We start from the raw sequence: 22,531 nt of genomic DNA, 5'->3' as shown, positions 1-22,531 counted from the left end.
CCCGCCGCGTCAACCGCAAACACTTCACCCTGTAGGCGCAACACTTGACTGGCCAACTTCATGCCCGGCAGCTCCTTATGGCAATCGAACGGCTTTAGCGCTCGCTGAGGGACTCCGCTTTAGCGCGCAACACCGGCTTAAGCAGATAGGACAAAATCGATTTTTTCCCGGTCAGAATGTCGACCTGCGCCACCATGCCGGGGATGATGCGCCAGGCACGCCCCTTCTCACCGGTGGGCGGCCGGGTGCGCACCTTGACCAGGTAATAGGGCTGACCCTTCTCGTCGCTCAGGCTATCGGCGCTGATGTCCTGCACCTCGCCTGCCAACGCGCCGTAAACGGTGTGATCGTAGGCGGTGACCCGCAGCCGGGCGGCTTGTCCCGGATGAATGAAGGCGATGTCGCGCGGGGAGAGACGCGCCTCGACCAGCAAGGTGTCCTCGGCCGGCACCAGTTCCAGGATGTCCTTGCCCGGCTGCACCACGCTGCCGAGGGTATTCAGGTGCAGCCGTTTGATCTCGCCCGCCACCGGCGCGCGCACCTCGGTCACCCGCACCCGGTCCTTGAGCGCGATGCTGCCGGCGGACAAGCTGTCGATCCGCGCCATCACCTCGGACAGTTCGTTGCTGGCGGCATTGCGGAAGCTCAGCTCGACCTCCTGAATCTTGCGTTCGGCCTCGCTGACGCCGGCCTGCAGGCGGCCAACCTGCGCCCGGGCGGCGTCGCGCTCGCCCAACGCGCGCGCCAGTTCGCGCTGCAAGCGCATCAGATCCACCTCGGAAACCGCGCCGGCGGCCTTCAGCGGCGCGGTGACGTCGAGTTCCCGCTGCGCCAACGACAGATGGTGCTCCGCCTGAGTCAGCCGCGCCCGCGCCTCCGACAGCTCCTGCTGCCGCTGGCCGCGTTGCGCCCGGGCGATCGACAATGACGCCTCCAGCTCGCTTTGGCGCGATCGAAACAGCGCCAGCGCCTGCTGCGCCGCCTCCGGCGCCTGCTGCCGCACGTCCTCCGGCATCGCCAGCGGCTGGCCGGCGGCCAGCGCGCGCAAGCGCGCGGCCTTGGCTTGCAAAGCCAGGTGCTGGGCACGGTTTTCCTGCAGCGAGGATTGCGCCCGCGTGCTGTCGATGCGCAGCAGCAATTGGTCCTGCACCACTTTCTGCCCTTCCCGCACCAGAATCTGCTCGACCACGCCGCCATCCAGGCTCTGGATATGCTGGTTTTGGAAAGACGGCACGACTTTGCCTTCACCGCGCGCCACTTCGTCGACTTGGGCCAGCGCGGCCCATAAGAGCGCGCATGCGAGCAAGCCGCCGCTACTCCAGATGAACAGGCGCGGCCGCGCCGGGTGCTGCTGCAGACGGGCCCATTCGGCGTCGGCGGCGAAGTCGGCGCGCTCGGCCAGCTCGCGTCCCGCCGCCCAGCGCGTCAACCGGTCGAATAAGGGTCCCAAGTGATGCCGCGCCGCTTTCAGCGCGACATGGCTGCGATGAATGAGGCGCATCATATCGATGCCTCCGGCTGCCGCGGCGGCTGCCCCAACGCCGCCAGAATCTGATCGCGCGGGCCGTCGGCCACAATCCGGCCGTGCTCCAGCACGATGACGCGTTCGACCAGATCGAGCACGTCGGCCTGGTGCGTCACCAACAGCAGCGTCTTGCCGGCGAGCACGCCGGATAAGGCGCGCACGATGCGGCGGGCCTGGCCCGGATCCATATTGCTGGTCGGCTCGTCCATCAGCATGATCGCCGACTCGCCGACCCAGGCGCGGGCGATGCACAGCGCGCGCCGCTGGCCGCCGGACAGGGTCTCGCCGCGCTCGCCGATCAGCATGTCGTACCCGTCCGGATGCTGGTCGACGAACCGGCCGAGACCGGCGATATGCAACGCGCGCTGCAAACGGGCCACGGGCACGTCGGCGACGCCCAGCGTCAGGTTGTAACCCAATGAACCATAAAACAGCAGGCTCTCCTGCGGCACATAGCCGATATGGCGCCGCAGCTCGTCCGGATCGATCTGCCGCAGGTCGATGCCGTCGATCAGCACCGTGCCTTCGGTCGGCTGATACAACCCCATGACCAGTTTTTGCACCGAACTCTTGCCCGAGCCAATGGCGCCCAGGATCGCCACCCGCTCGCCCGCGCGGATGCGCAGCGACACATCGGACAGCGCCGGCTGTTTGGCGCCGGGATAGCGGAAATGGACATTTTTCAATTCGATGGCGCCGCCGAAGGGCGAGCGCGGCGTATAGCGCGCTTCATCGTCGCGCTCGGTGGGCAGCTTCATCACCGACTCGACCGAGGTAAGCGACGCCCGCGCCTGGTGATACTGCGTCAGCAAGGCCACCAGTTGCCCCAAGGGCGCGGTGGCCCGCCCCGCCAGCATGCCGGCGGCGATGATGCCGCCCGGGCTGGTTTTCCCATCCAGGATCAAATAGACGCCGAGCACCAGCGTGGCCACGTAGGCGCCTTGCTGCACCAAGCCGGCAAAGTGGCTGGTCAGCGCAGAAAGAATCTTCAGCCGCGCGCCGGTCTGCGCCAGGTATTGCGTGCTGCGCTCCCAGCGCGCTTGTTGCACGCCCTGCGCGGACTGCGACTTGATGGTTTCCAGCCCGGACAGGCTCTCGATCAGCAAGGCGTTGCGCTCCGCCGCGGCGCGCAGGGTCGACTCGGACAGCGTCCGCATGCGGCCGGCGGCAAGCCAGGCCTGACACAGCATCAGCGCCGCCGCCACGATCACCGGCAAGGCGAACCACGGCGACAGCCATAGCAGAATCAGCATGAACAGCAGCACGAAGGGCAGATCGACCAGCGTCACCACCGAACTCGAGGCGATGAAGTCGCGCACCGATTCGAAAGCGCGCAGATTGGCGGCGAAGGCGCCGACCGACGGCGGCCTGAACTCCAGTCTCAGTCCCAGCACCCGTTCCATGATGCGCGCCGACAGGTCGATGTCGATGCGCTTGCCCGCCAGGTCCAGCAGATGCGAACGGGCGAGCTTGAGCAAGAAATCGAACACCAGCACCAGGCCGGCGCCGATGGCCAGCACCCACAGCGTGGACAGCGCCAGGTTCGGCACGACCCGGTCGTAGACGTTCATCGTGACGAGCGGCACCGCCAGCGCGCATAGGTTGATCAATAACGCCGCGCACAGCGCGTCGCGGTAAAGCGGCCAGCCGTCGCGCACGGCGCGCCAGAACCAGTGCGCCTGCCGCGCCTGCTCGTCAGCCAGGGCGGCGCGGCGCTCTGACCGGTAGCGCGGCTTGACCAGAATGCACAGCCCACAGTAGCGCGGCGACAGCTCGACCAATGGCATCCGGCTTTCGCCATCGATCAGCGCCACGAGGCGCACCCGCGCAACCCCCTGTTCGTCGCAACCGTCGAACAGGCAAGCCTGATCGCCCTGCAACAACAGCACCGCCGGCAGCATCTCCGCCGGCCAGTCGGCCAACGGCCGCCGCACGATCCGCGCGGCCAACCCCAGGCGGGCCGCGGCGCGCACGAACACCGACGGCGTCAAGCTCCCTTCCGCGCCGGGCAAGCCGGTAAAAATGGTTTCTGGCGGCGTTGGCACACCGTATTCCCGCGCCAGCGCCAATAGGCAGACCCGCAGCGGATCCTGCTCGGACACGACGGCATGCCTCGCCCCGGGTGGTGTAGCCGAATCGATCACTTCCATGGCTTCTTCTTGTAAACGTTATCAAATACAGAGTTAACTGATTGACCGAAATAATAACCATACGCTTACAAGCGATGCAATAGCGCGTGAAATCGATACCGCGCTTTACTGAACATTCTGCCAGCCTAAAAGGCCTATAATAACGGCATCCTACAGAATGACCACGCTAAAACCGCCAAAAACATCACACAATAAACTTTAAATAAAAACTAATAGATAAACTAAAGACAGCACGTCAGCGGCCGGAATAAAAAAAGCCCGCTGCGGCGCAGCGGGCGGGGGCGTTAACCAGTGACGCTTATTCGAATACGATCTGTTCGCCGCGGGCGTCGATCAGCACCGTGTCCTTCGGGGCATATTTGCCGCCGAGGATGGCCTTGGCCAACGGGTTTTCGATCTGATTCTGAATCGCCCGCTTCAGCGGCCGTGCACCGTAGACCGGGTCGAAGCCGGCCTCGGCCAGCACCGCCAGCGCGCTGTCGCTGATTTGCAGATTGAGATCGATCTTGGCCAGACGCGCTTCCAGCGCCTTGAGCTGAATACGGGCGATCGCCTGGATATGCCGCTCGTCCAAGCCATGGAACACCACCACGTCGTCGATGCGGTTGACGAACTCCGGCCGGAAGTAATTCTTCACCTCCGCCATGACCGCGAGCTTGATCACCTGGTAATCGTCGGTGGACATCGTCTGGATTTGCTGACTGCCGATATTGGAGGTCATCACCACCACGGTATTCTTGAAGTCCACCGTGCGGCCCTGGCCATCGGTCAATCGGCCGTCGTCCAGCACCTGCAGCAGCACGTTGAACACATCCGGGTGCGCCTTTTCCACTTCGTCGAGCAGGATCACACTATAGGGCTTGCGCCGCACCTGCTCGGTCAGATAACCGCCCTCTTCATAGCCGACGTATCCCGGCGGCGCGCCGATCAAACGGGCCACCGAGTGCTTTTCCATGTACTCGGACATGTCGATACGGATCAGATGCTCCTCCGAATCGAACAGGAAGCCGGCCAGCGCCTTGCACAGCTCGGTCTTGCCCACGCCGGTCGGGCCGAGGAACAGGAAGCTGCCGTAAGGCCGGCTCGGATCGCCCAGGCCGGAACGCGAGCGGCGGATGGCGTCGGATACCGCGCTGACCGCCTCGTCCTGGCCGATCACGCGCTGGTGCAGCGATTGCTCCATGTGCAACAGCTTCTCGCGTTCGCCAGTCAGCATCTTCGATACCGGGATGCCGGTCATGCGGCTGACCACCTCGGCGATCTCCTCTGTGCCGACCTCGGTCCGCAACAGCCGGTTTTCGCGCGCGTCCTTGCCGTCGCCCGTCGCCTCGGCATCCTTGAGCTGAGCCTCCAGCTGCGGCAAACGGCCATATTGCATCTCCGCCAGTTTCTGCCAATCGCCTTTGCGCTTGAGCTCCTCCATGTCGCTCTTCAAGCGATCGATTTCCTCCTTGATGCTCTGGCTGCCCTGGGCGCTGGCCTTTTCAGCCTTCCAGATCTCCTCCAGATCGGAATACTCCTGGGTCAAGCGGCCGATTTCATCCTCGATCAGCGCCAAACGCTTGGCCGACGCCTCGTCGGTTTCCTTGCGCACCGCCTCGCGCTCGATCTTCAGCTGAATCAGCCGGCGGTCGAGTTTGTCCATTTCCTCCGGTTTGGAGTCGAGTTCCATCTTGATGCGGCTCGCCGCCTCGTCGACCAAGTCAATCGCCTTGTCGGGCAGGAAGCGGTCGGTGATGTAGCGGTGCGACAGCTCGGCGGCGGCGACGATAGCCGGGTCGGTAATGTCGACGCCGTGGTGGATTTCGTATTTTTCCTTCAGCCCGCGCAAGATCGCGATGGTGTCCTCGACGGTCGGCTCGCCCACCAGCACCTTTTGGAAACGGCGCTCCAGCGCGGCATCCTTTTCGATGTATTTGCGATATTCGTCGAGCGTCGTGGCGCCCAAACAATGCAGCTCGCCGCGCGCGAGCGCGGGTTTGAGCATGTTGCCGGCGTCGATCGCGCCCTCGGCCTTGCCCGCGCCTACCAGCGTATGGATTTCGTCGATGAAGATCAGCGAGTTGCCTTCGTCCTGCGACAGATCGTTGAGCACGGCCTTGAGCCGCTCCTCGAATTCGCCGCGGTACTTGGCGCCGGCCAACAGCGCGGCCAGGTCGAGCACCAACAGGCGCTTGTGCTTGAGCCCCTCCGGCACCTCGCCGTTGACGATGCGCTGCGCCAAGCCTTCGACGATGGCGGTCTTGCCCACGCCGGGCTCGCCGATCAATACCGGGTTGTTCTTGGTGCGGCGCTGCAGCACCTGAATGGCGCGGCGGATTTCGTCATCGCGGCCGATCACCGGGTCGAGCTTGCCCTGGCGGGCGCGCTCGGTCAGATCGAGGGTGTATTTCTTCAGCGCCTCGCGCTGGCTTTCGGCATCGGCCGAGGCCACGCTTTGGCCGCCACGCACCGCGTCGATCGCGGCTTCGAGCGCTCCGGCGCTGGCGCCATGCTCGCGCATGAGCCGGCCAAGTTCGCCTTTGTCCTGGGTCAGCGCCAGCATGAACATCTCGCTGGCAATGAATTCGTCGCCGCGTTTCATCGCGGCCTTGTCGGCCAGATTGAGCAGATTGGCCAAATCCCGCGACACGGTGATGTCGCCGCCGTTACCCTGAACCTTGGGCAATCGGTCGACCAGCCCCTTCGTCGCGGTCTTCAGACCCGGCACATTGACGCCGGCCCGGGCCAAGAGCCCGCTCATGCCGCTATCGGCGTCTTCCAGCATGCTCAGCAGCACGTGAGCCGGTTCGATAAACCCGCTCTCGCGCGCAACCGCCAGGCTCTGGGCATCGCCCAGCGCCTGCTGCAATTTGGTTGTCAGTTTGTCGTAGCGCATCACGCACTCCTGTCATTCGTTGATACCCCCTAACTTTGGGCGGTGCTCAACACATTTCAAGAGTGCCGAAAATGAAACCCAATCTTAGACCGAGAAGCGGCTGACTTCCTTCTGCAGGTCCTGCGCCAAACGCGCCAATTGCATGGCCGCCTCGGACGCCATGTCGACCACGCCGACGTTTTCCTCGGCGGCGTGGGCGATGCGCTCGACGCTGGCGGACACTTCATGGCTGGCGATGCTTTGCTCCGACAGCGCATGGTGAATTTGGCTCACCCCTTGGATCAGCTGCTCGGCGCCGTCGTTGATATCCTGCACCGACTGGACCGCCTGGCCCGCGCGCTCCGAACCGGCCTTGACCAGCGCCGCCGTCCCCTCCATACCCTGCACGGCGGCGTCGGCGCCGCTTTGGATCTTTTCCGCCATCTGCGAGATTTCCACCGTCGACTCGGCGGTGCGCTCCGCCAGCTTTCTCACCTCGTCGGCCACCACGGCGAAACCGCGGCCCTGCTCGCCCGCGCGCGCCGCCTCGATGGCGGCGTTGAGCGCCAGCAGATTGGTCTGCTCGGCGATATCGCGCACCGTCATCACGATGTGCTGAATCTGCTGCGATTGCGTGCCCAGTTCGCGAATCTTCTCTTGCGCGACCAGCACCGACTCGGACAGCGACTGCATATCGGCCACCATGGCGCGCATCGCACCGCTCTCGCCGGACAGCGATTTCATCTTCTCGGAGACTTCGCGCACATCACGCGCGCTATCGGACACGTTCTCGATGCTGGCCGTCATCTGCTCGATCGCGGCGGCTACGCTCGAGGCCGACTCGGATTGCTGATGCGAGCTCGTCGACACTTGCGAGGACACGCGCGTCTGCTGTTCGGCCGCAGCCGCGAGGCCCTCGGACACCGCGCGCACATTGCCGACGATCTGGCGCAAGCCTTGGCGCATGGTTTCCATCGACGCCATCAGGCTCGCGTCGCCACGGCTGGCGATCGCCTGCGCCAAGTTGCCCGAGGCCATGGCGCGCGCCACCCGCGCGCCTTCGCTGGGCTCGCCGCCCAACTGCGCCAGAATCGCCCGCGTCGCCGCCACGGCGATCAACAGCACCGCCACCACCACCGCCACCAACGCGATGCCGAACACGATCAGCGACTGATTGAAGGCCGAGGCCAGCACGGCGACCTCGTCATCGGACGATTGCAATGAGGCTTTTTCGATTTTCTGGGCATACGCGCTCAAAGCGTCGGTCATCGGCCGGTCCATGCCGGCGACCATCTTGTCGACCACGTGCGCGGCATTGGGATCGGCCTTGTCGTAGTGGCTCAACGCGTCGCGGTATTTCTGGCCGAATTCCTTATGGGTCTGCAGCAGGCCGTCGATCTCGCCCGCCAGCGCGTCCTGGCCCAACGCCTTCAGGCCATCCTGGGCCTTGTGCAGGTGATCGTCCATGGCCGCTTCGCGCGTCTGGAAGTTGCCGAAGTATTTATCGAATTTGGCCGGATCGTTGCCGCGCAGCAACGTATCCTTCCACTCCTGCACCTGCTTTTTGAATTCCAGGTTAGCGGATTCGATCTCCAGCAACACATGCATGTCGTGGCCTTCGCGATCGAAGGCCGCCACCGCCCGGCCCTGCTGCCCGCCGAGTTGATACACGCCGAAGCCGGCCACCAGCAGCATGCCGACAATGCCGACCGCGGCAATCAATAGCAACACCTGTCGAACCGTCAGGTTCTTCATTTCTTAAGCTCCCCGTGAGATCGTTCACTCATTCATGAAGTAATGTAGTTATGTTTTTTAAGTAAATACTTTTTATATATTGCACACCATTTAACTAACTGCCACTCGTGCCGCCCCAGCCGTCAACCGCCCCACCACCGCGGCCTCGGCAAAACCGGCGGCATGGAACCGGCTTAGCACCTCTTCCGCCAGCGACGGCGCCACACTCGCCAGCAGGCCCCCGCTGGTTTGCGGATCGGCCAACAGCCTGATTTGCCAGTCTGCGAGCCCAGGGGCCACATCCAGCGCGTCGGCGAAACTCTGTAGATTGCGTTCGATGGCGCCAGGGCCGATGCCTTGCTCGGCAAAGGCGCGCGCGGCGGCGATGACCGGCAGCGCCGCCATGTCGAGCCGCGCGCCGAGCGATGCGCCCCGGCACAGCTCCAGCAAATGGCCCAACAAGCCGAATCCGGTGACGTCGGTCAGCGCGTGCACGCCATCAAGCCGCGCCAACTCGCTGCCCACGCGGTTGAGCCGCGTGGTCACGTCGATCAGCGCGCGATAGCCGGCGTCGTCAAGCAGCCCCTTCTTCATCGCTTGCGCCAGAATGCCGATGCCCAGCGGCTTACCCAAAATCAGCACGTCGCCTTCACGCGCCGCGCTATTGCGCTTGAGCTGATCCGGATGCACCACGCCAAGCGCGACCAAGCCGTAGATCGGCTCCGGCGCGTCGATCGAATGCCCGCCGGCGAGCGGGATACCGGCCTCCATGCACACCGACTCGCCGCCGGCCAGGATGGCGCGGATCGTCTCGAGCGGCAGCGTGTTGACCGGCATGCCGACGATGGCCAGCGCCATGATCGGCGTCGCGCCCATGGCGTAGATGTCGGATAACGCATTGGTGGCGGCGATGCGGCCGAAATCGCGCGCGTCGTCGACGATCGGCATGAAGAAATCGGTGGTGGCGACGATGGCTTGTTGATCGTTGAGGCGGTACACCGCGGCGTCGTCGCTAGTCTCCGCGCCGACGAGCAGGTCAGGAAAGGGCGTCCGGTCACGCGCGCCAGCCAAAATCGACTGCAGGACGGCGGGGGCGATTTTGCACCCGCAGCCGCCGCCGTGCGACAATTGCGTCAATTTGATGTCGGCCATGTCCCTATCCTTTCAAAACCATGTTTTTCAAGGTCGCGACCCTAGCACAGCTTAACGCCTTTGACGAGATTATCGACGTGCGCTCGCCAAGCGAATTTGCTGTCGATCACCTCCCCGGCGCCATCTCCTGCCCGGTGCTGGACGACGCGGAACGCGCGCGCGTCGGCACGCTGTATTGTCAGCAATCGCCCTTCGCCGCGCGCCGGGTCGGCGCGGCGCTCGTCGCGCGCAACATCGCCCTGCACATCGAGGAGCGCTTCCACGACCGGCCGAAATCCTGGCGGCCGCTGGTCTACTGCTGGCGCGGCGGGCAACGTTCCGGCGCCATGGCCCTGGTGCTGGCGCAGGTCGGCTGGGCCGCGCATCAGTTGGAGCACGGCTATAAAGGCTATCGGCAGCAGGTGCTGGCCGACCTGGAACAATTGCCGGCCGGCATCGATTGGCGCGTGCTCACCGGCCCGACCGGATCCGGCAAAAGCCGCCTCCTGGCCGCGCTGGCGCGCCATGGCCGGCAAGTGCTCGATCTGGAGGGGCTTGCCAGCCACCGCGGCTCGGTGCTGGGACTCGTGCCCGGCCAAACGCAGCCGAGCCAGAAAGCGTTCGAGAGCGCATTGCGCCAGGCGCTTATCGCCTGCGACGGGCGCGAGCCGGTATACATCGAGGCCGAAAGCCGCCACATCGGCCGGCTGACCCTGCCCAACGCGCTGTTGGCCGCGATGCAAAGCGCGCCGGCGATCCGGCTCGAAGTGCCGCTGGCGGAGCGGGTGCGCTTTCTGCTGGAGGACTATGCGTTCCTGACCGAGCAGCCGGCATTGCTGACCGCCCAGCTCGACCGTCTCAAGACGCTGTATGCGCGCGAACAATGGGACGCCTGGCAACGGCTGATTCAGTCGGCGCAATACGCCGAGCTGGTGCAAGCGCTGCTGGAAGCGCATTACGATCCGCTCTACCGCCGTTCCACCGCCAAGCACTTCGCCGCCGAAACATGCACGCTGACCTTGGCCGGCGTCACCGACGACGCGCTCGAACAGGCGTCATCTGTGCTATGACCAATAACAGGGGATCGATTTTCCGCCTGTCTTTTTCCGGACTCCCATGACGCATACCGCTCAACTCGACTGGCCCGAGGGGCTGCCCTTTTCCACCGCGTTCGGCGATGTGTATTTCTCGCGCGACAGCGGCCTGGAGGAGACCCGCCACGTCTTCATCGACGGCAACCGCTTGCCCGAGCGCTTCGCCGCCCTGGCCCCTCAACAAGTATTCACCATCGGCGAAACCGGCTTCGGCACGGGGTTGAATTTTCTCTGCGCTTGGCAGTGCTTTCGCCGCCACGCGCCGCCCAACGCCCGCTTGTCGTTCGTCTCGGTGGAGAAATTTCCCCTTGCCGCGGCCGACCTGCGGCGCGCCTTGGCGCTTTGGCCGGAACTCGCGGCAGAGGCCGACGCGCTGTGCGCGCGCTACGTCGCCCCGCCGCCGGGCTGGCACCGTTTCGTGTTCGATCAGGGGCGCGTGACCCTGACATTGATCGTGGGCGAGGCGGTACCGTGCTGGCAGATGGCGGAGGCGCGCGTCGACGCCTGGTTTCTCGACGGCTTCGCGCCATCGAAAAACCCCGACATGTGGCATGACACCTTGTTTCAGACCATGGCGCGCCTTGCCCGGCCGGGCGCGAGTTTCGCCACATTCACCAGCGCCGGCTTCGTACGCCGCGGCCTGCAGGCCGCGGGGTTCGTGGTGGAGAAAGTGCCCGGATACGGCAGCAAGCGCGAAATGAGCCGCGGCCACTATGCCGGCGGCGGCGCGCAGCCGGAGTGGGAAGCGCCGTGGTTCGCGCATGCGCCGTTGCCGGCGGGCGCCGAACGCCGCGCCGTGATCGTGGGCGGCGGCGTGGCCGGCGCGGCCAGCGCCTGGAGCCTGGCCAACCGCGGCTGGCAGGTCGCCTTGATCGAGCGTCACCCGACACTGGCACGCGAAGGATCGGGCAACGATCAAGGCGTGCTCTACGCGCGCCTGTCGGCGCACGACACGCCGCTCACCCAGCTGGTGCTCGCCGGTTACCGCTACTCTCTCGCCCTGTTGCAGCAGCTGCTCACCGACCGTCCGGACGACTGGCGGCAAACCGGCGTGCTGCAACTGCCGGTCGACGACAACGATCTGCTCAAGCAGCAGGCGCTGCTCGCCAGCGGCCTGGCGGACGGCTGGGTCGAATGGCTCGACCGGCACGCCGCCAGTGAACGCGCCGGCATCGAACTGCCGCAAGGCGGCCTGTTCTTTCCCCAGGGCGGCTGGCTGCACCCGCCGGCGCTGGCGCGCGCGCTGTGCGACCATCCCGGCATCGACGTCATCACCAATACCTCGGTGCTGGAACTGTCGCAAAACGCCGCGGACGGGCAATGGGTGGTCAGCGGCGAGCAGGGCGCCATTGCGTTCGGCAGCGTGGTGGTGCTGGCCGGCGGCGCCGACAGCGCCGCATTCGACTGCACGAGCCACTTGCCGCTCAAGCGCATCCGCGGCCAGATCACGCACCTGCCGGCCACGGCCGACAGCCAAGCCTTGCGCATCGTGCTATGCCACGAAGGCTATGTCGCGCCGGCGCGCCAAGGCATTCACACGCTGGGCGCCAGCTTCAAATTCAATGCCGAGCATTTGCTGCTGACTGCCGAGGAGCATCAGGACAACCTGGCCATGCTCGCCGCCATGGCGCCCGCGCTCCATGCCGCGTGCCAGGCGGACATGCTCGACGTCGCGCATCTCGACGGCCGCGCGGGCTGGCGCTGCACGAGCCCCGACTATCTGCCGCTGATCGGTCCGGTGGCGCCGATGCGCGACTTCGTCCGCGCCTACGCACCGCTGGCGCTGGACGCCTCGCTCAAGCTGACCGAGCCCGCGCCCTGGGCCACGGGTCTGTACGTCAATACCGCCCACGGCTCGCGCGGCATGATCACCGCGCCGTTGTCCGGCGAAATTCTCGCCGCGCAAATCGACAACGAGCCCGCGCCGCTTTCCGCTGCGTTGATGCAGGCGTTGCATCCGAACCGCTTCATGCTGCGCCATCTGATGCGCGGCAAAATCGATCCGGCGGAATATCTCTAACGCCGGTGCTAGCGGTGTTTGGTGCAATGCCGCGCACTGCGCGGCGATTGCACCCTACGCCCCCGGACACTTGTTTGTGTAGGGAGCACTCGCCGAAGGCAGTGCGCCACGGAAACGCCGTTACGTCGCTTAGCCCCGCTGCGGCACCATCAGCTCCTCGTCGTCGTCCTCGCAGAGGAAACCGCCGCTCTGGTGCGACCACAGCCGCGCATACAGGCCGCCACGGGCCAGCAGCTGCTGGTGCGAGCCCTCCTCGACCACCTGGCCGCGATCGAGCACGATCAGCCGGTCCATGGCGGCAATGGTCGACAGCCGATGCGCGATCGCCACCACGGTTTTGCCTTCCATCAAGCGGTAAAGGCTGTCCTGAATCGCCGCTTCGACTTCTGAATCGAGCGCGCTGGTGGCTTCGTCCAACAGCAGGATCGGCGCGTCTTTCAACATGACGCGCGCGATGGCGATACGTTGGCGCTGACCGCCGGACAGCTTCACGCCGCGCTCGCCCACATGCGCGTCGTAGCCGGTGCGGCCCTTGGGATCGGTCAAGGCGAGAATGAAGTCGTGCGCCTCGGCGCGCCGCGCCGCCGCGACCATGGCCGCGTCATCGGCATCCGGACGGCCATAGAGCAGGTTTTCGCGCACCGAGCGATGCAACAGCGACGTGTCCTGCGTCACCATGCCAACCTGGGCGCGCAAACTGTCTTGCTTGACGGCGCGCACGTCCTGGCCGTCGATCAGAATGCGGCCGCCGTCGGCATCGTAAAAGCGCAGCAGCAGATTGACGATGGTCGACTTGCCGGCGCCGGAACGGCCCACCAGGCCGATTTTCTCACCGGGCCGGATCGTCAGGTTGAGCCCGCTGATCACCATTTTGTCGCTGCCGTAGCCGAAGTCGACGTTGTCGAAACGGACCTCGCCGCGCGTGACCTTGAGTGGCGCCGCTGCCGGCGCGTCGGTCACCGCCACCTGACGCGACAAGGTGCGAATGCCGTCTTGCACGGTGCCGATGTTCTCGAACAGGCTCGACATTTCCCACATGATCCAATGCGAGATGCCGTTCAAGCGCAATGCCATGGCGGTGGCGGCGGCCACCGCGCCCACGCCGACCTGGCCATGCATCCACAGCCATAGCGCCACCCCCGTCGTCGCCGCCACCAGCAGCATGCTGCTGATCTGGTTGGTGATTTCAAACCCGCTGACCAGGCGCATCTGGCGATACGCCGTCGCCATGAACTCCTGCATGGCGTTGCGGGCGAAGCGCGCCTCGCGCTGGCCGTGGGAGAACAGCTTGACCGTGGCGATGTTGGTGTAGGCGTCGGTGATGCGGCCGGTCATGAGGCTGCGCGCATCGGCCTGCAAGGTGGCGGCCTGCCCCAGACGCGGCACGAAAAAGGCGAGCGTCAGCACGTACGCCAGCAGCCAGCCCATGAACGGCCAGAGCAGCAAGGTATCGAAATGGCCGACTACGCCGACCATGGTGATGAAGTAGATCAGCACGAACACCAGAATATCGGTGATGATCATCACCGTGTCGCGCACGGCCAGCGCGGTCTGCATGACCTTGGTCGAGACCCGGCCGGCGAACTCGTCCTGATAGAAGCTCATGCTCTGGCCGAGCAAATGGCGATGGAAATTCCAGCGCAAACGCATGGGGAAATTGCTGAACAGACCCTGGTACTTGCAAAGCGCTTGCAGCGCGACCACCAGGGGGCTTGCCAGCAAAATGCCGGCAAGCAGCAGCAGATTGCCGCGCTCCTGCTGCCACAGCGCCTGGGGCGGCACTTTGGACAACCAGTCGACCACCGAGCCGAGCATGGCGAACAGCAACGCCTCGAACGCGCCGATGGCGGCCGTCAGCAGCGTCATGCCGAGAATCAGGCCGCGCATGCTGCGCGTACAAAACCAGATGAAGGAAAAGAAGCCGTGCGGCGGCTGTGCGGGGGGAGACTCCGGATAGGGATCCACCCGGCGTTCAAACCAGGAAAACATAAAGATCGCTCCTGTCGCGGGCGCCTTGTGGGCGCCGGACCTGGGGTTAAAGGGACGATGACATTAGCGTATCCGCTCGCCCCGTGCAAGCGGCCGAGCTCGGCGACCGCTTTATTTCAGCTTTTTCAGATCACGCCGACATCTGAGCCAACGCCGCCGCCTGCGGCGCCAACAGCGCGCGCAAATCGTCCGGCAAGGGCACCGCTTGCCCGCTTTGATAGTCGACCCACACCAAGGTCACGTCGCCATAGGCATAGAGGGTGTCCGGATCGCCGGCGACGAAGAAGTGATGGCGCAGCGTGACGCTGCTTTTACCCAGACGCTCCAGCTCCAGCGTGATCTCCACCGTCGCCGGATAACTGAGCTGACGGCGGAAGGTGCACGAGGTGGCCGCGATCACCGGCCCGGTGGCGCCGGGGCGGATGCCATGGCCGACGCTATCGAGCCATTCCACCCGCACCTGCTCCAGATAACGGAAATAGTAGGTGTTGTTCAGATGACCGATGGCGTCCATGTCGCCCCAACGCATTTGCACCGTGCGGCGGCCAATTTCCGGATAACGTTTTTCCATGTTTCTCCCTGCAAAGATTTAGTCACATTCCGTCAAACAAACACCATCAAACGCCTATAGAGCTTTGCCGACGCCCAGCGCATACTCAGCGCAGGTCAAGTGGCGCTAGCGTCACTTTGATATGACTGGGGGTCGCTACTCCCAGTCTCCTGAGCGAAGGTGCAATTCAGAGCCCCCACAAGGGGCTCTTTTTTTATCTCCCCATTTGGCATCGAGACAAAAGCCTGCTAACTGTAAAGTGATGCAGTCCCACTGTTCGAATGCCCTGCCGTTACCCGCGCCGTTGTCATCGCAGTGTCTTACATCAAGACTATCATCGATATATTAATCATGATATTGGAGTAAACGACGTCACGAACACAACATTTGCCATCCGGACAGAAATTCCTGCTTTACAAACGAGAAAAAACGAGTCACTTTAGCGCTTGACTGATCGGTTTTCCCACGCAAGGCACGATTCGCCACGTGAACGAAACCGGTTTCCGACGCGGGAGCGTCGGCGTTTGGGGCTGTAGTTGCAATCAACCGACAGTGAGGTACAAGGATGATTTCGCGTATCCCCCTCAGCGTGCGCCGCAAGCAGGCGCGCGACCAGCACGAAAGCTTTTTGTATGCTGTGGCCAAGCCGCAGCTCAACGAAACGGAAAGATCCAGGCAACAAAAAGTTCGACAGCGCGCCCACGACCGCGATGACGCGCGCTTCCTCGCGGAACGGTGCGAAGACGACTTCTGACCTCCCTCTTCATGAAGGAGTGGCCATCGGCCACTCCTTCGCATTCCCCTTCCCCTCTATGCCATTGACATCATCCACTCGTATAGACGATGTCATGGGCATCGCTTTAACTGGCTATAGCGCATTTGCAACATCCGCTAAGCAATATCCGTAAAACATAATTACTTATCGTATTAACTCGATGTAGGATATGCACCGAGCGAAACGACGCCCGCGGGAGCCCACAATAGAAACCAAGCCCCAGCGGGTGGATAACCATTACAAAAGTTGTACATCCAGAATGAGGTCTACCCATGAGCACGGAAAATAACGTCTCTTTCGACCCACGGGCGCTACGCGTCCAGTTGGACTTGAACCAGCAGGAATTTTGGAGCGCGATCGGCGTCACCCAATCGGGCGGCTCCCGCTACGAGAACGATCGCCGCATCCCGAAGCCCGTCATGGAGTTGTTGCGCCTGCGCTATCAGCTGGGCATCAAGCTTGACGGCATCACCGAAGACAATGCGCCCGTCGTCAAGGCCATCGCCAGCGGTGAACTCGACACCGAATCGATGCGTTCCAACGTGGAACGCATCCAGACGCTGTTGCGCGCCAGCGAGAACCTGGCCCGCGAGGCCGCGACCCTGTCCGCGGCCGCCGAGGCGCTGCTGCAGCGCCCGAATTGAAGGTGTTCTGCTGATCCCGTTCTGGCGTCGCCAGCCGGCGACCGCCAGCTCCCTTATTGACTGATTCAACCCGGCGCGGTCACCTCGCGGTGACCGCTGAGTTTTTGCATTGGCATGATCAACCCGACACCCCACCCCGACCGACTCGACGCCGAAGCCCTTTCGGCGCTGCGTTCGCTGCTATCCGGTTTTCCGTCGCTGCAGCGCGCGCATGACACCACCCGGCGCTATACGCAGCCGGCATCGCCCGACGCGGCATTGGCGCCCGCCACGCGCGCGCGCCACTACCTGCTGGCGGCACTGCACCCGGTACTGGCGCAGTTCATGGCGCTCGGCATCCCCGCCGGCACCATGCTGCACGACGTGCCGCTGCTGCTTGCCAGCATACGGCACGCGGATAAACAGATCCGTGACGGGCACGGCTTCGCGGGATTCTGAAACGAGGATCTCAGTGACGGAAATGGACGCCCTGGACTTCCATGACGGCGTCAAAGGCTTCATCACTGAGACGCCAGCCATTCCGGCTAGCGACAAAAAAACAACGGTACCGATCGGGGATGCATATTTCCGGATTGGACCCCGCCTCCAAAGACAGCCTGAGCAGTTCCTGGGCGGTTTCCGGATTAATTTGCGACAGTTGCATAACGGCCTCCTGAAACGCTTCCGTCACAGCTTATGCCCATGGCGAGCGCCAGTTTCTGCGTCCGGTCAAACCGCGTGCAGATGATTCGCCGTGCCGCCATCCCATGCGATGCCCTACAGGCCGGAATCCCCGGCATAGGGAACTACACCGCAACTCACAAGACAAACCTTGCCCCACAGATCCCTATTGACCGACAGCGCTAAGGCCAACTTCCAACAAATCTGAAGGTATAGCCCTACATACGCGAATGAAGCTGCGGTGAGAGCCTTAATCGGCAGTCATCGGTGTTGATGACTGATCTTAGGGCCTGTCTGCAGACAGGCCCTAGCAACATGTCACTGAGCGGAGGATCAAATGCACACTTTGATGAAAGAGCATTTTGGACAGGTCACAGGTGGGCAATGCACAGGGGGAGGTAATAGCAACGGTGCCAGCATGAGTTGCACAACCACGGTGTATGAGAACAAAAACACCACCGTTAAATTAAATCTCTCAGGCGATACGCGAAGGGGAGTAACGGGAGGAGGCCTTACCTGGCAAACGAAATGGTAAGGGCACGCAAAAATAAAGAAATACTCAGGTAATTGGCCGAGAGAGGCCGTGAATTAGCCATTTTTCCACAGCCTCTGTGGCCGAATTATTAAATTCCATCATCAATGGACAATGCATGATGAAAAATAATATCGTGCTGTTTTTCTTCGCCTCAATAGGTTATTCGCAGCTCTCATTCTCAGAGGAGGTAAAATATATGTCTATTGAGAAAATAACAATAGACAAAGAGCACGGGTACCCAATGGTTTCGGCGGAAGTGGCCGGGGCGAAAACGAAGTTGCGCCTTGACACCACCAGCTCTCATCCCTTGCTGCTGGAGGCGTTTGCCCAGAATATCGGAATATATCAAGTGGACAACCCGCTGTCCCTCGAAGATATTGTTCCGCTGGCATCACAAACCATTCCTTTTCGTCTCGGTCCGGTTGAGATGCTGCTGGGGCGAACGGCAGTTATTAAGAAAATCCAAAATAACGACCAGCACCGTATTGGCATGGTATTTAACCCGCACTCTATCGAGTGTCAGCATTGCCTTATTGTGATGGATTTCATTAACGGTGAACTTTATGTCATACAAGCCGATAGCGATGAAGCGGCAAAAGCCGCTGTGGACCGCCGCTATCCGAATTTAACATATGCATCCGCGCCCTATGCTGGCGATGGTAGTGACGCGCTTTATGTCTCAGGCGTGAGTATTAATCAAGGAAAGCAGGGAGTGGCAGCGGTTGTCACCGGCCACGATTACAGCCTTTTTCTACGCTCCAGCGTAAAAACCGATATCAAAATTGTAAAAAAATCGTTTGTGAACGTGAAAGACAAAAATGTGGAAACGGAGGTCTCCGCGCCGGTTCCCATTTCGTTCAATGGGCAGACGATAGCCAAGATACCGATCTTGCTCGAAGCGGCCCCCTCATTTGCCAGCCATTTGATAACGTTGAACAATCCAGAGTATGTACAGCACCAAGGCAATATTGGCATGGACATATTGAAAAACTGCGCACTCGCCCTGGAAACGCGTAAAGCCGTTCACCTCTATTGCAAGCCGTCCCTTTAGCGTCGGCGTGAGAAGCGGCACGCCATCAACGCGCCAGACGCAAGGGCTCACCCTCGTCCCACAGGCGCTGCCATTCCCGCGCGTAGTCTTTGGCGAGCGCGGGCACATTCCATAGCAGCAGTACATTCTCGGCGTTGGATTTGACCGCTGCCTGGCTGTAGTTGAACGAGCCCGTTTCCACCGTCTGGGCGTCAATGACCATGAATTTATGGTGGTGGATGGCGTAGCGGCCGTTGAGCCGCACGGCAATGCCCTGCTGGGCCAGATAGGCCAAGGCGGTGAACTTGCCGTTCTCGGCCGGCAGATTGGATTTACGATCCGCGATCACGGCCACGCGCACCCCGCGCCGCGCCGCGGTCACCAGCGCCTCGGCGATGGGGCGGCTGGTAAAGCCGTAGGCGGCCACCAGAATCTCTCGCTTGGCGCTGGCGATGCCGCTTTGCACCATAGTCAGAGAGGTACCGCCCGGAGAGAAACCCAGATCGTAGCGAGCGTCCGGAATCGGCGTGGACGCGAAGGCGGCCTGGGCAAGAAAAACAAATAGCAGCAGCGTGCGTTTCATGGCGGCTCCAACGGGAAAGCGGCCATGATAGCGGCTAGCGCCGCCCTGCTACCAGTGATCGACGGCGACCGAGATGATCAGCACGTGGGCCGCAAGCCCGACCAGCACCAATACCCAAAAACCGCTCATACGTTGTCGCATACCCTGCTCCTTGGGAGAACACGGTTCATGCTAGGCGGCGCGCCATCAAAACGGCATAAAAAAACACATACGAAAAAAGGGTTAGACCGGTTCGGTCTAACCCTTTGATCTTAATGGTGCCGGTAAGAGGAGTCGAACCCCCGACCTTCGCATTACGAATGCGCTGCTCTACCAACTGAGCTATACCGGCAAACCAACTTGATAAAAAAGCCTTGAACCCGCGTTGGCTTGATCAAGGCTTTTTTGAATCCTGGTCGGGGTGAGAGGATTCGAACCTCCGGCCTCTACGTCCCGAACGTAGCGCTCTACCAGGCTAAGCTACACCCCGTTTATTGCTTCAAACAAGAGACACGCAATTTACAGTATTTCGCGTCTTTTCACAAGTCTTTTTTGGTCGGGGTGAGAGGATTCGAACCTCCGGCCTCTACGTCCCGAACGTAGCGCTCTACCAGGCTAAGCTACACCCCGCCGCCGAAAAAGACTTTCTCAGAAAGCTGCCGTGCATCGCGATTTCTGCGGTACAATCCAGCTCCCAGAGGACGCGCATTATGAAACAATTATGTGGTTTAAGCAACTCTCATTTTATCGTTTAAACGAGCAATCCACCCCGGATATGCCGCAACTGTCCGCGGCATTAGAGAAAACCCCTTTTCAACCCTGTAGCGGGCTCGATTGGTTCAGCGAGGGCTGGGTCAACCCCGGCAGCGCCGACACACCGGTCTATAGCGCGCACGGTCACCTGCTGGTTTCGCTCAAACGCGAGGACAAGGTGCTGCCTAGCGCGGTGATTCGCGACTTCGTCGAAATCAAAGCCAGCGAAATCGAGGCCGCCGAGCACCGCAAGGTCGGCCGCAAGGAAAAGCAGGCGTTGAAAGAGCAGATCACCGACGACCTGTTGCCGCGTGCCTTCACCCGCGCAAGCCGCTTGTCCGCTTACCTGGATATCGGCCGGCGCTGGCTGATGGTCGATTCCGGCACCGCCAGCAAGGCCGAGGCACTGGTGAGCAAGCTGCGCGAGGCCCTGCCCCCGTTCCCGGCGGCGCTGCCACGCACGGCCATCGCCCCGCATACCGCCATGACCGACTGGCTGGCGGCGGGCGAAGCGCCGGCGGGCTTCGAGCTCGATGCCGACTGCGAGCTCAAGGACAGCAGCGAGAACGGCGCCGTGGTGCGCTGCGTGCGCATGGACCTGACCGCCGACGAGATCCGCCAGCACATCGCCACCGGCAAACAGGTGACGAAGCTCGGGTTGGTGTGGAAGGAGCGCGTGCGCTTCGTGCTGACCGACACGCTGCAGCTCAAGCGCATCCAGTTCCTCGACGTACTGCAGGACGAAGCGAGCCAAGCCGGCGACGACAGCGAAAGCCTGTTCGAAGCCACCTTTACCTTGATGAGCGAGGAGTTGGGCGAGCTGGTCGACGCGCTGATCTATGCGCTCGGCGGCTTGGAAGGCGAACAGGCGTAAAGATATGCGGTGATATTTCGTAGCGTGCATTCGCCGCAGGCAATGCACGGTTGTCTTCATCACGAGCACAACAAGGGCCAAACCCTCACGGGCTTGGCCCTTTCTTCACCCCCAACTAATCATCACTCATCCCAGCCCGAGCGGGGTGCGACTAGCAGCCAGATAACGGCTTGACTCGCTTCTCGAAGTTTCAATCCTCGCCATGAGTGGGACGCGGCCTGTTCGATAGCCGTCGACATACCCCCACCACCGGCGTTTCAATCCACGCGCCCGCACGGGGCACGACCAGGCGGCAGCCATCTGGCCGCGATGTTTCGCATGCGGTTTCAATCCACGCACCCGCATTGGGCGCGACATCGGCAAGCAGGTAACGAAGCTAGGTCTAATCTGGTTTCAATCCACGCGCCCACATGAGGCGCGACCCAGGACATATCCTTCAGCATCGTGATGTCGTCGTTTCAATCCACGCACTCGCGTGGAGTGCGACGTCGGACGCACGCTTGTCTTTGATGTACGCCGGCGTGTTTCAATCCACGCGCCCACGCGGGGCGCGACAATACAACCAAGCAGCGCAGTCCAAGCTCGACCTGTTTCAATCCATGCGCCCGCACAGGGCGCGACTGGTGCAGCCACTGCGGTGACTCATGCAGCAAAACGTTTCAATCCACGCGCCCGTGCCGGGCGCGACCGGCCATACCGGTTGAACTCAATGCCGTTGCGGATGTTTCAATCCACGCGCATCGAAGACATCATGGCCCGAGTCAATTGGGTTTCAATCCACGCGCCCGTGCCGGGCGCGACCGCAGCACTACGGTTAAACAAGTGGTACATCCTGGAGTTTCAATCCACGCGCCCGTGCCGGGCGCGACGGGCGATCAAGTTGCCGGCGTCGCCCCCCTCGGTGTTTCAATCCACGCGCCCGTGCCGGGCGCGACGGTTGCCATGCTGAAAGGCGGGCAGACCGTATGGGTTTCAATCCACGCGCCCGTGCCGGGCGCGACCCGGATGGCTGAAGGCAAGCTGCTGTCACCGCAGTTTCAATCCACGCGCCCGTGCCGGGCGCGACGAATCATCCATTAAGGAGATCGGCATGTATATCTTGTTTCAATCCACGCGCCCGTGCCGGGCGCGACCACGCCGGCTACGTCGAGCGCCTGCGCGCAACATTGTTTCAATCCACGCGCCCGTGCCGGGCGCGACCACATCAAGCATGTTCACCGTGAAGCCGGAGATGGGTTTCAATCCACGCGCCCGTGCCGGGCGCGACCCTCCTCAGTTTCATGTTCTTCGGCCGGGGCTTGCAGTTTCAATCCACGCGCCCGTGCCGGGCGCGACCGTCTGCCCGGCTGTGGTGAGCTGACCATGAAAGTTTCAATCCACGCGCCCGTGCCGGGCGCGACGCGAGGTGTGGTACTTGCCGCTGGCGGACGATCCGTTTCAATCCACGCGCCCGTGCCGGGCGCGACCTTGTGACGTCCGTCATGGTGGCCATCAAGCAGTCGTTTCAATCCACGCGCCCGTGCCGGGCGCGACGCTGGCGGCGCTACAGATTCCGCTTATTGGCGCGTTTCAATCCACGCGCCCGTGCCGGGCGCGACTTTCCTCCTGGCGTGGATGCGTAAGAATGCTGACGTTTCAATCCACGCGC

At 62.6% G+C, this 22,531-nt stretch carries 16 protein-coding genes, 3 tRNA genes and 1 CRISPR repeat array; of the genes, 7 read left to right on the top strand and 12 right to left on the bottom strand.

Going from position 1 to position 22,531, the window contains the following annotated elements:
• Window positions 1-94: 94 nt before the first annotated feature.
• The 5 genes from JOZ06_RS06815 to selD all read right to left on the bottom strand — a co-directional run bounded on the left by JOZ06_RS06815 (window position 95) and on the right by selD (window position 9,418).
• The gene (locus tag JOZ06_RS06815; RefSeq protein ID WP_293230420.1) at window positions 95-1,504 is read right to left on the bottom strand and encodes an HlyD family type I secretion periplasmic adaptor subunit; all 1,410 of its coding nucleotides are present in this window, start codon (window positions 1,502-1,504) and stop codon (window positions 95-97) included.
• Complete coding sequence (locus JOZ06_RS06810) at window positions 1,501-3,675, bottom strand: type I secretion system permease/ATPase (protein WP_293230417.1); 2,175 nt, start codon at window positions 3,673-3,675, stop codon at window positions 1,501-1,503. The genes JOZ06_RS06815 and JOZ06_RS06810 overlap by 4 nt, the downstream gene beginning before the upstream one ends.
• A gap of 298 nt (window positions 3,676-3,973) precedes the next feature.
• The gene (gene clpB / locus JOZ06_RS06805; RefSeq protein WP_293230414.1) at window positions 3,974-6,553 is read right to left on the bottom strand and encodes an ATP-dependent chaperone ClpB; all 2,580 of its coding nucleotides are present in this window, start codon (window positions 6,551-6,553) and stop codon (window positions 3,974-3,976) included.
• A gap of 84 nt (window positions 6,554-6,637) precedes the next feature.
• On the bottom strand, window positions 6,638-8,287 hold the full coding sequence (locus tag JOZ06_RS06800) for a methyl-accepting chemotaxis protein (protein WP_293230411.1): 1,650 nt from the start codon (window positions 8,285-8,287) through the stop codon (window positions 6,638-6,640).
• A 90-nt stretch (window positions 8,288-8,377) separates the two neighbouring features.
• On the bottom strand, window positions 8,378-9,418 hold the full coding sequence (gene selD, locus JOZ06_RS06795; protein WP_293230409.1) for a selenide, water dikinase SelD: 1,041 nt from the start codon (window positions 9,416-9,418) through the stop codon (window positions 8,378-8,380).
• A gap of 20 nt (window positions 9,419-9,438) precedes the next feature.
• Between selD and mnmH the strand changes: the two genes are divergently transcribed.
• Window positions 9,439-10,467 carry a tRNA 2-selenouridine(34) synthase MnmH gene (gene mnmH, locus JOZ06_RS06790; RefSeq protein ID WP_293230406.1) on the top strand — a complete coding sequence of 343 codons (1,029 nt, stop codon included), beginning with the start codon at window positions 9,439-9,441 and terminating at the stop codon, window positions 10,465-10,467.
• Between the two features lie 46 nt (window positions 10,468-10,513).
• On the top strand, window positions 10,514-12,511 hold the full coding sequence (gene mnmC, locus JOZ06_RS06785) for a bifunctional tRNA (5-methylaminomethyl-2-thiouridine)(34)-methyltransferase MnmD/FAD-dependent 5-carboxymethylaminomethyl-2-thiouridine(34) oxidoreductase MnmC (RefSeq protein ID WP_293230403.1): 1,998 nt from the start codon (window positions 10,514-10,516) through the stop codon (window positions 12,509-12,511).
• 129 nt (window positions 12,512-12,640) lie between these two features.
• Here mnmC and JOZ06_RS06780 read toward each other — a convergent pair whose 3' ends face one another.
• Window positions 12,641-14,500 carry an ABC transporter ATP-binding protein gene (locus JOZ06_RS06780; RefSeq protein ID WP_293230401.1) on the bottom strand — a complete coding sequence of 620 codons (1,860 nt, stop codon included), beginning with the start codon at window positions 14,498-14,500 and terminating at the stop codon, window positions 12,641-12,643.
• Window positions 14,501-14,630: 130 nt separating this feature from the next.
• A complete protein-coding gene (locus tag JOZ06_RS06775; RefSeq protein ID WP_293230398.1) occupies window positions 14,631-15,071 on the bottom strand; it encodes a thioesterase family protein in 441 nt (146 codons plus the stop codon).
• Between the two features lie 544 nt (window positions 15,072-15,615).
• Between JOZ06_RS06775 and JOZ06_RS06770 the strand changes: the two genes are divergently transcribed.
• The 3 genes from JOZ06_RS06770 to JOZ06_RS06760 all read left to right on the top strand — a co-directional run bounded on the left by JOZ06_RS06770 (window position 15,616) and on the right by JOZ06_RS06760 (window position 16,907).
• Window positions 15,616-15,804: a hypothetical protein gene (locus JOZ06_RS06770; RefSeq protein ID WP_293230395.1), complete on the top strand. Its 189-nt coding sequence runs from the start codon at window positions 15,616-15,618 to the stop codon at window positions 15,802-15,804.
• Window positions 15,805-16,097: 293 nt separating this feature from the next.
• A complete protein-coding gene (locus JOZ06_RS06765; protein WP_293230392.1) occupies window positions 16,098-16,469 on the top strand; it encodes a transcriptional regulator in 372 nt (123 codons plus the stop codon).
• Window positions 16,470-16,583: 114 nt separating this feature from the next.
• On the top strand, window positions 16,584-16,907 hold the full coding sequence (locus JOZ06_RS06760; protein ID WP_293230389.1) for a hypothetical protein: 324 nt from the start codon (window positions 16,584-16,586) through the stop codon (window positions 16,905-16,907).
• Between the two features lie 10 nt (window positions 16,908-16,917).
• On the opposite strand, the gene JOZ06_RS06755 is transcribed toward JOZ06_RS06760, so the two are convergent.
• Window positions 16,918-17,112 (bottom strand): hypothetical protein, encoded by a 195-nt coding sequence (locus tag JOZ06_RS06755; protein WP_293230387.1) that lies wholly within the window; start codon window positions 17,110-17,112, stop codon window positions 16,918-16,920.
• 667 nt (window positions 17,113-17,779) lie between these two features.
• Between JOZ06_RS06755 and JOZ06_RS06750 the strand changes: the two genes are divergently transcribed.
• A complete protein-coding gene (locus JOZ06_RS06750) occupies window positions 17,780-18,715 on the top strand; it encodes a hypothetical protein (RefSeq protein ID WP_293230384.1) in 936 nt (311 codons plus the stop codon).
• Between the two features lie 25 nt (window positions 18,716-18,740).
• Here the strand turns inward: JOZ06_RS06750 and JOZ06_RS06745 are convergent, their stop codons facing one another.
• The 4 genes from JOZ06_RS06745 to JOZ06_RS06730 all read right to left on the bottom strand — a co-directional run bounded on the left by JOZ06_RS06745 (window position 18,741) and on the right by JOZ06_RS06730 (window position 19,886).
• Window positions 18,741-19,277 carry a phospholipase D family protein gene (locus JOZ06_RS06745; RefSeq protein WP_293230382.1) on the bottom strand — a complete coding sequence of 179 codons (537 nt, stop codon included), beginning with the start codon at window positions 19,275-19,277 and terminating at the stop codon, window positions 18,741-18,743.
• A gap of 255 nt (window positions 19,278-19,532) precedes the next feature.
• Window positions 19,533-19,608, bottom strand: a tRNA-Thr gene (locus tag JOZ06_RS06740).
• Window positions 19,609-19,669: 61 nt separating this feature from the next.
• Window positions 19,670-19,746, bottom strand: a tRNA-Pro gene (locus tag JOZ06_RS06735).
• Between the two features lie 63 nt (window positions 19,747-19,809).
• Window positions 19,810-19,886, bottom strand: a tRNA-Pro gene (locus tag JOZ06_RS06730).
• 91 nt (window positions 19,887-19,977) lie between these two features.
• Here JOZ06_RS06730 and JOZ06_RS06725 point away from each other — a divergent pair.
• Window positions 19,978-20,883 carry a recombination-associated protein RdgC gene (locus tag JOZ06_RS06725; RefSeq protein ID WP_293230380.1) on the top strand — a complete coding sequence of 302 codons (906 nt, stop codon included), beginning with the start codon at window positions 19,978-19,980 and terminating at the stop codon, window positions 20,881-20,883.
• Between the two features lie 769 nt (window positions 20,884-21,652).
• Window positions 21,653-22,481: a CRISPR direct-repeat array (repeat unit 32 nt; unit sequence GTTTCAATCCACGCGCCCGTGCCGGGCGCGAC).
• Window positions 22,482-22,531: the final 50 nt, after the last annotated feature.

The organism is Paludibacterium sp., from assembly GCF_019232825.1.
Taxonomy (GTDB): Bacteria; Pseudomonadota; Gammaproteobacteria; order Burkholderiales; family Chromobacteriaceae; genus Paludibacterium.
This window is presented reverse-complemented; position numbering and strand designations above follow the sequence as displayed.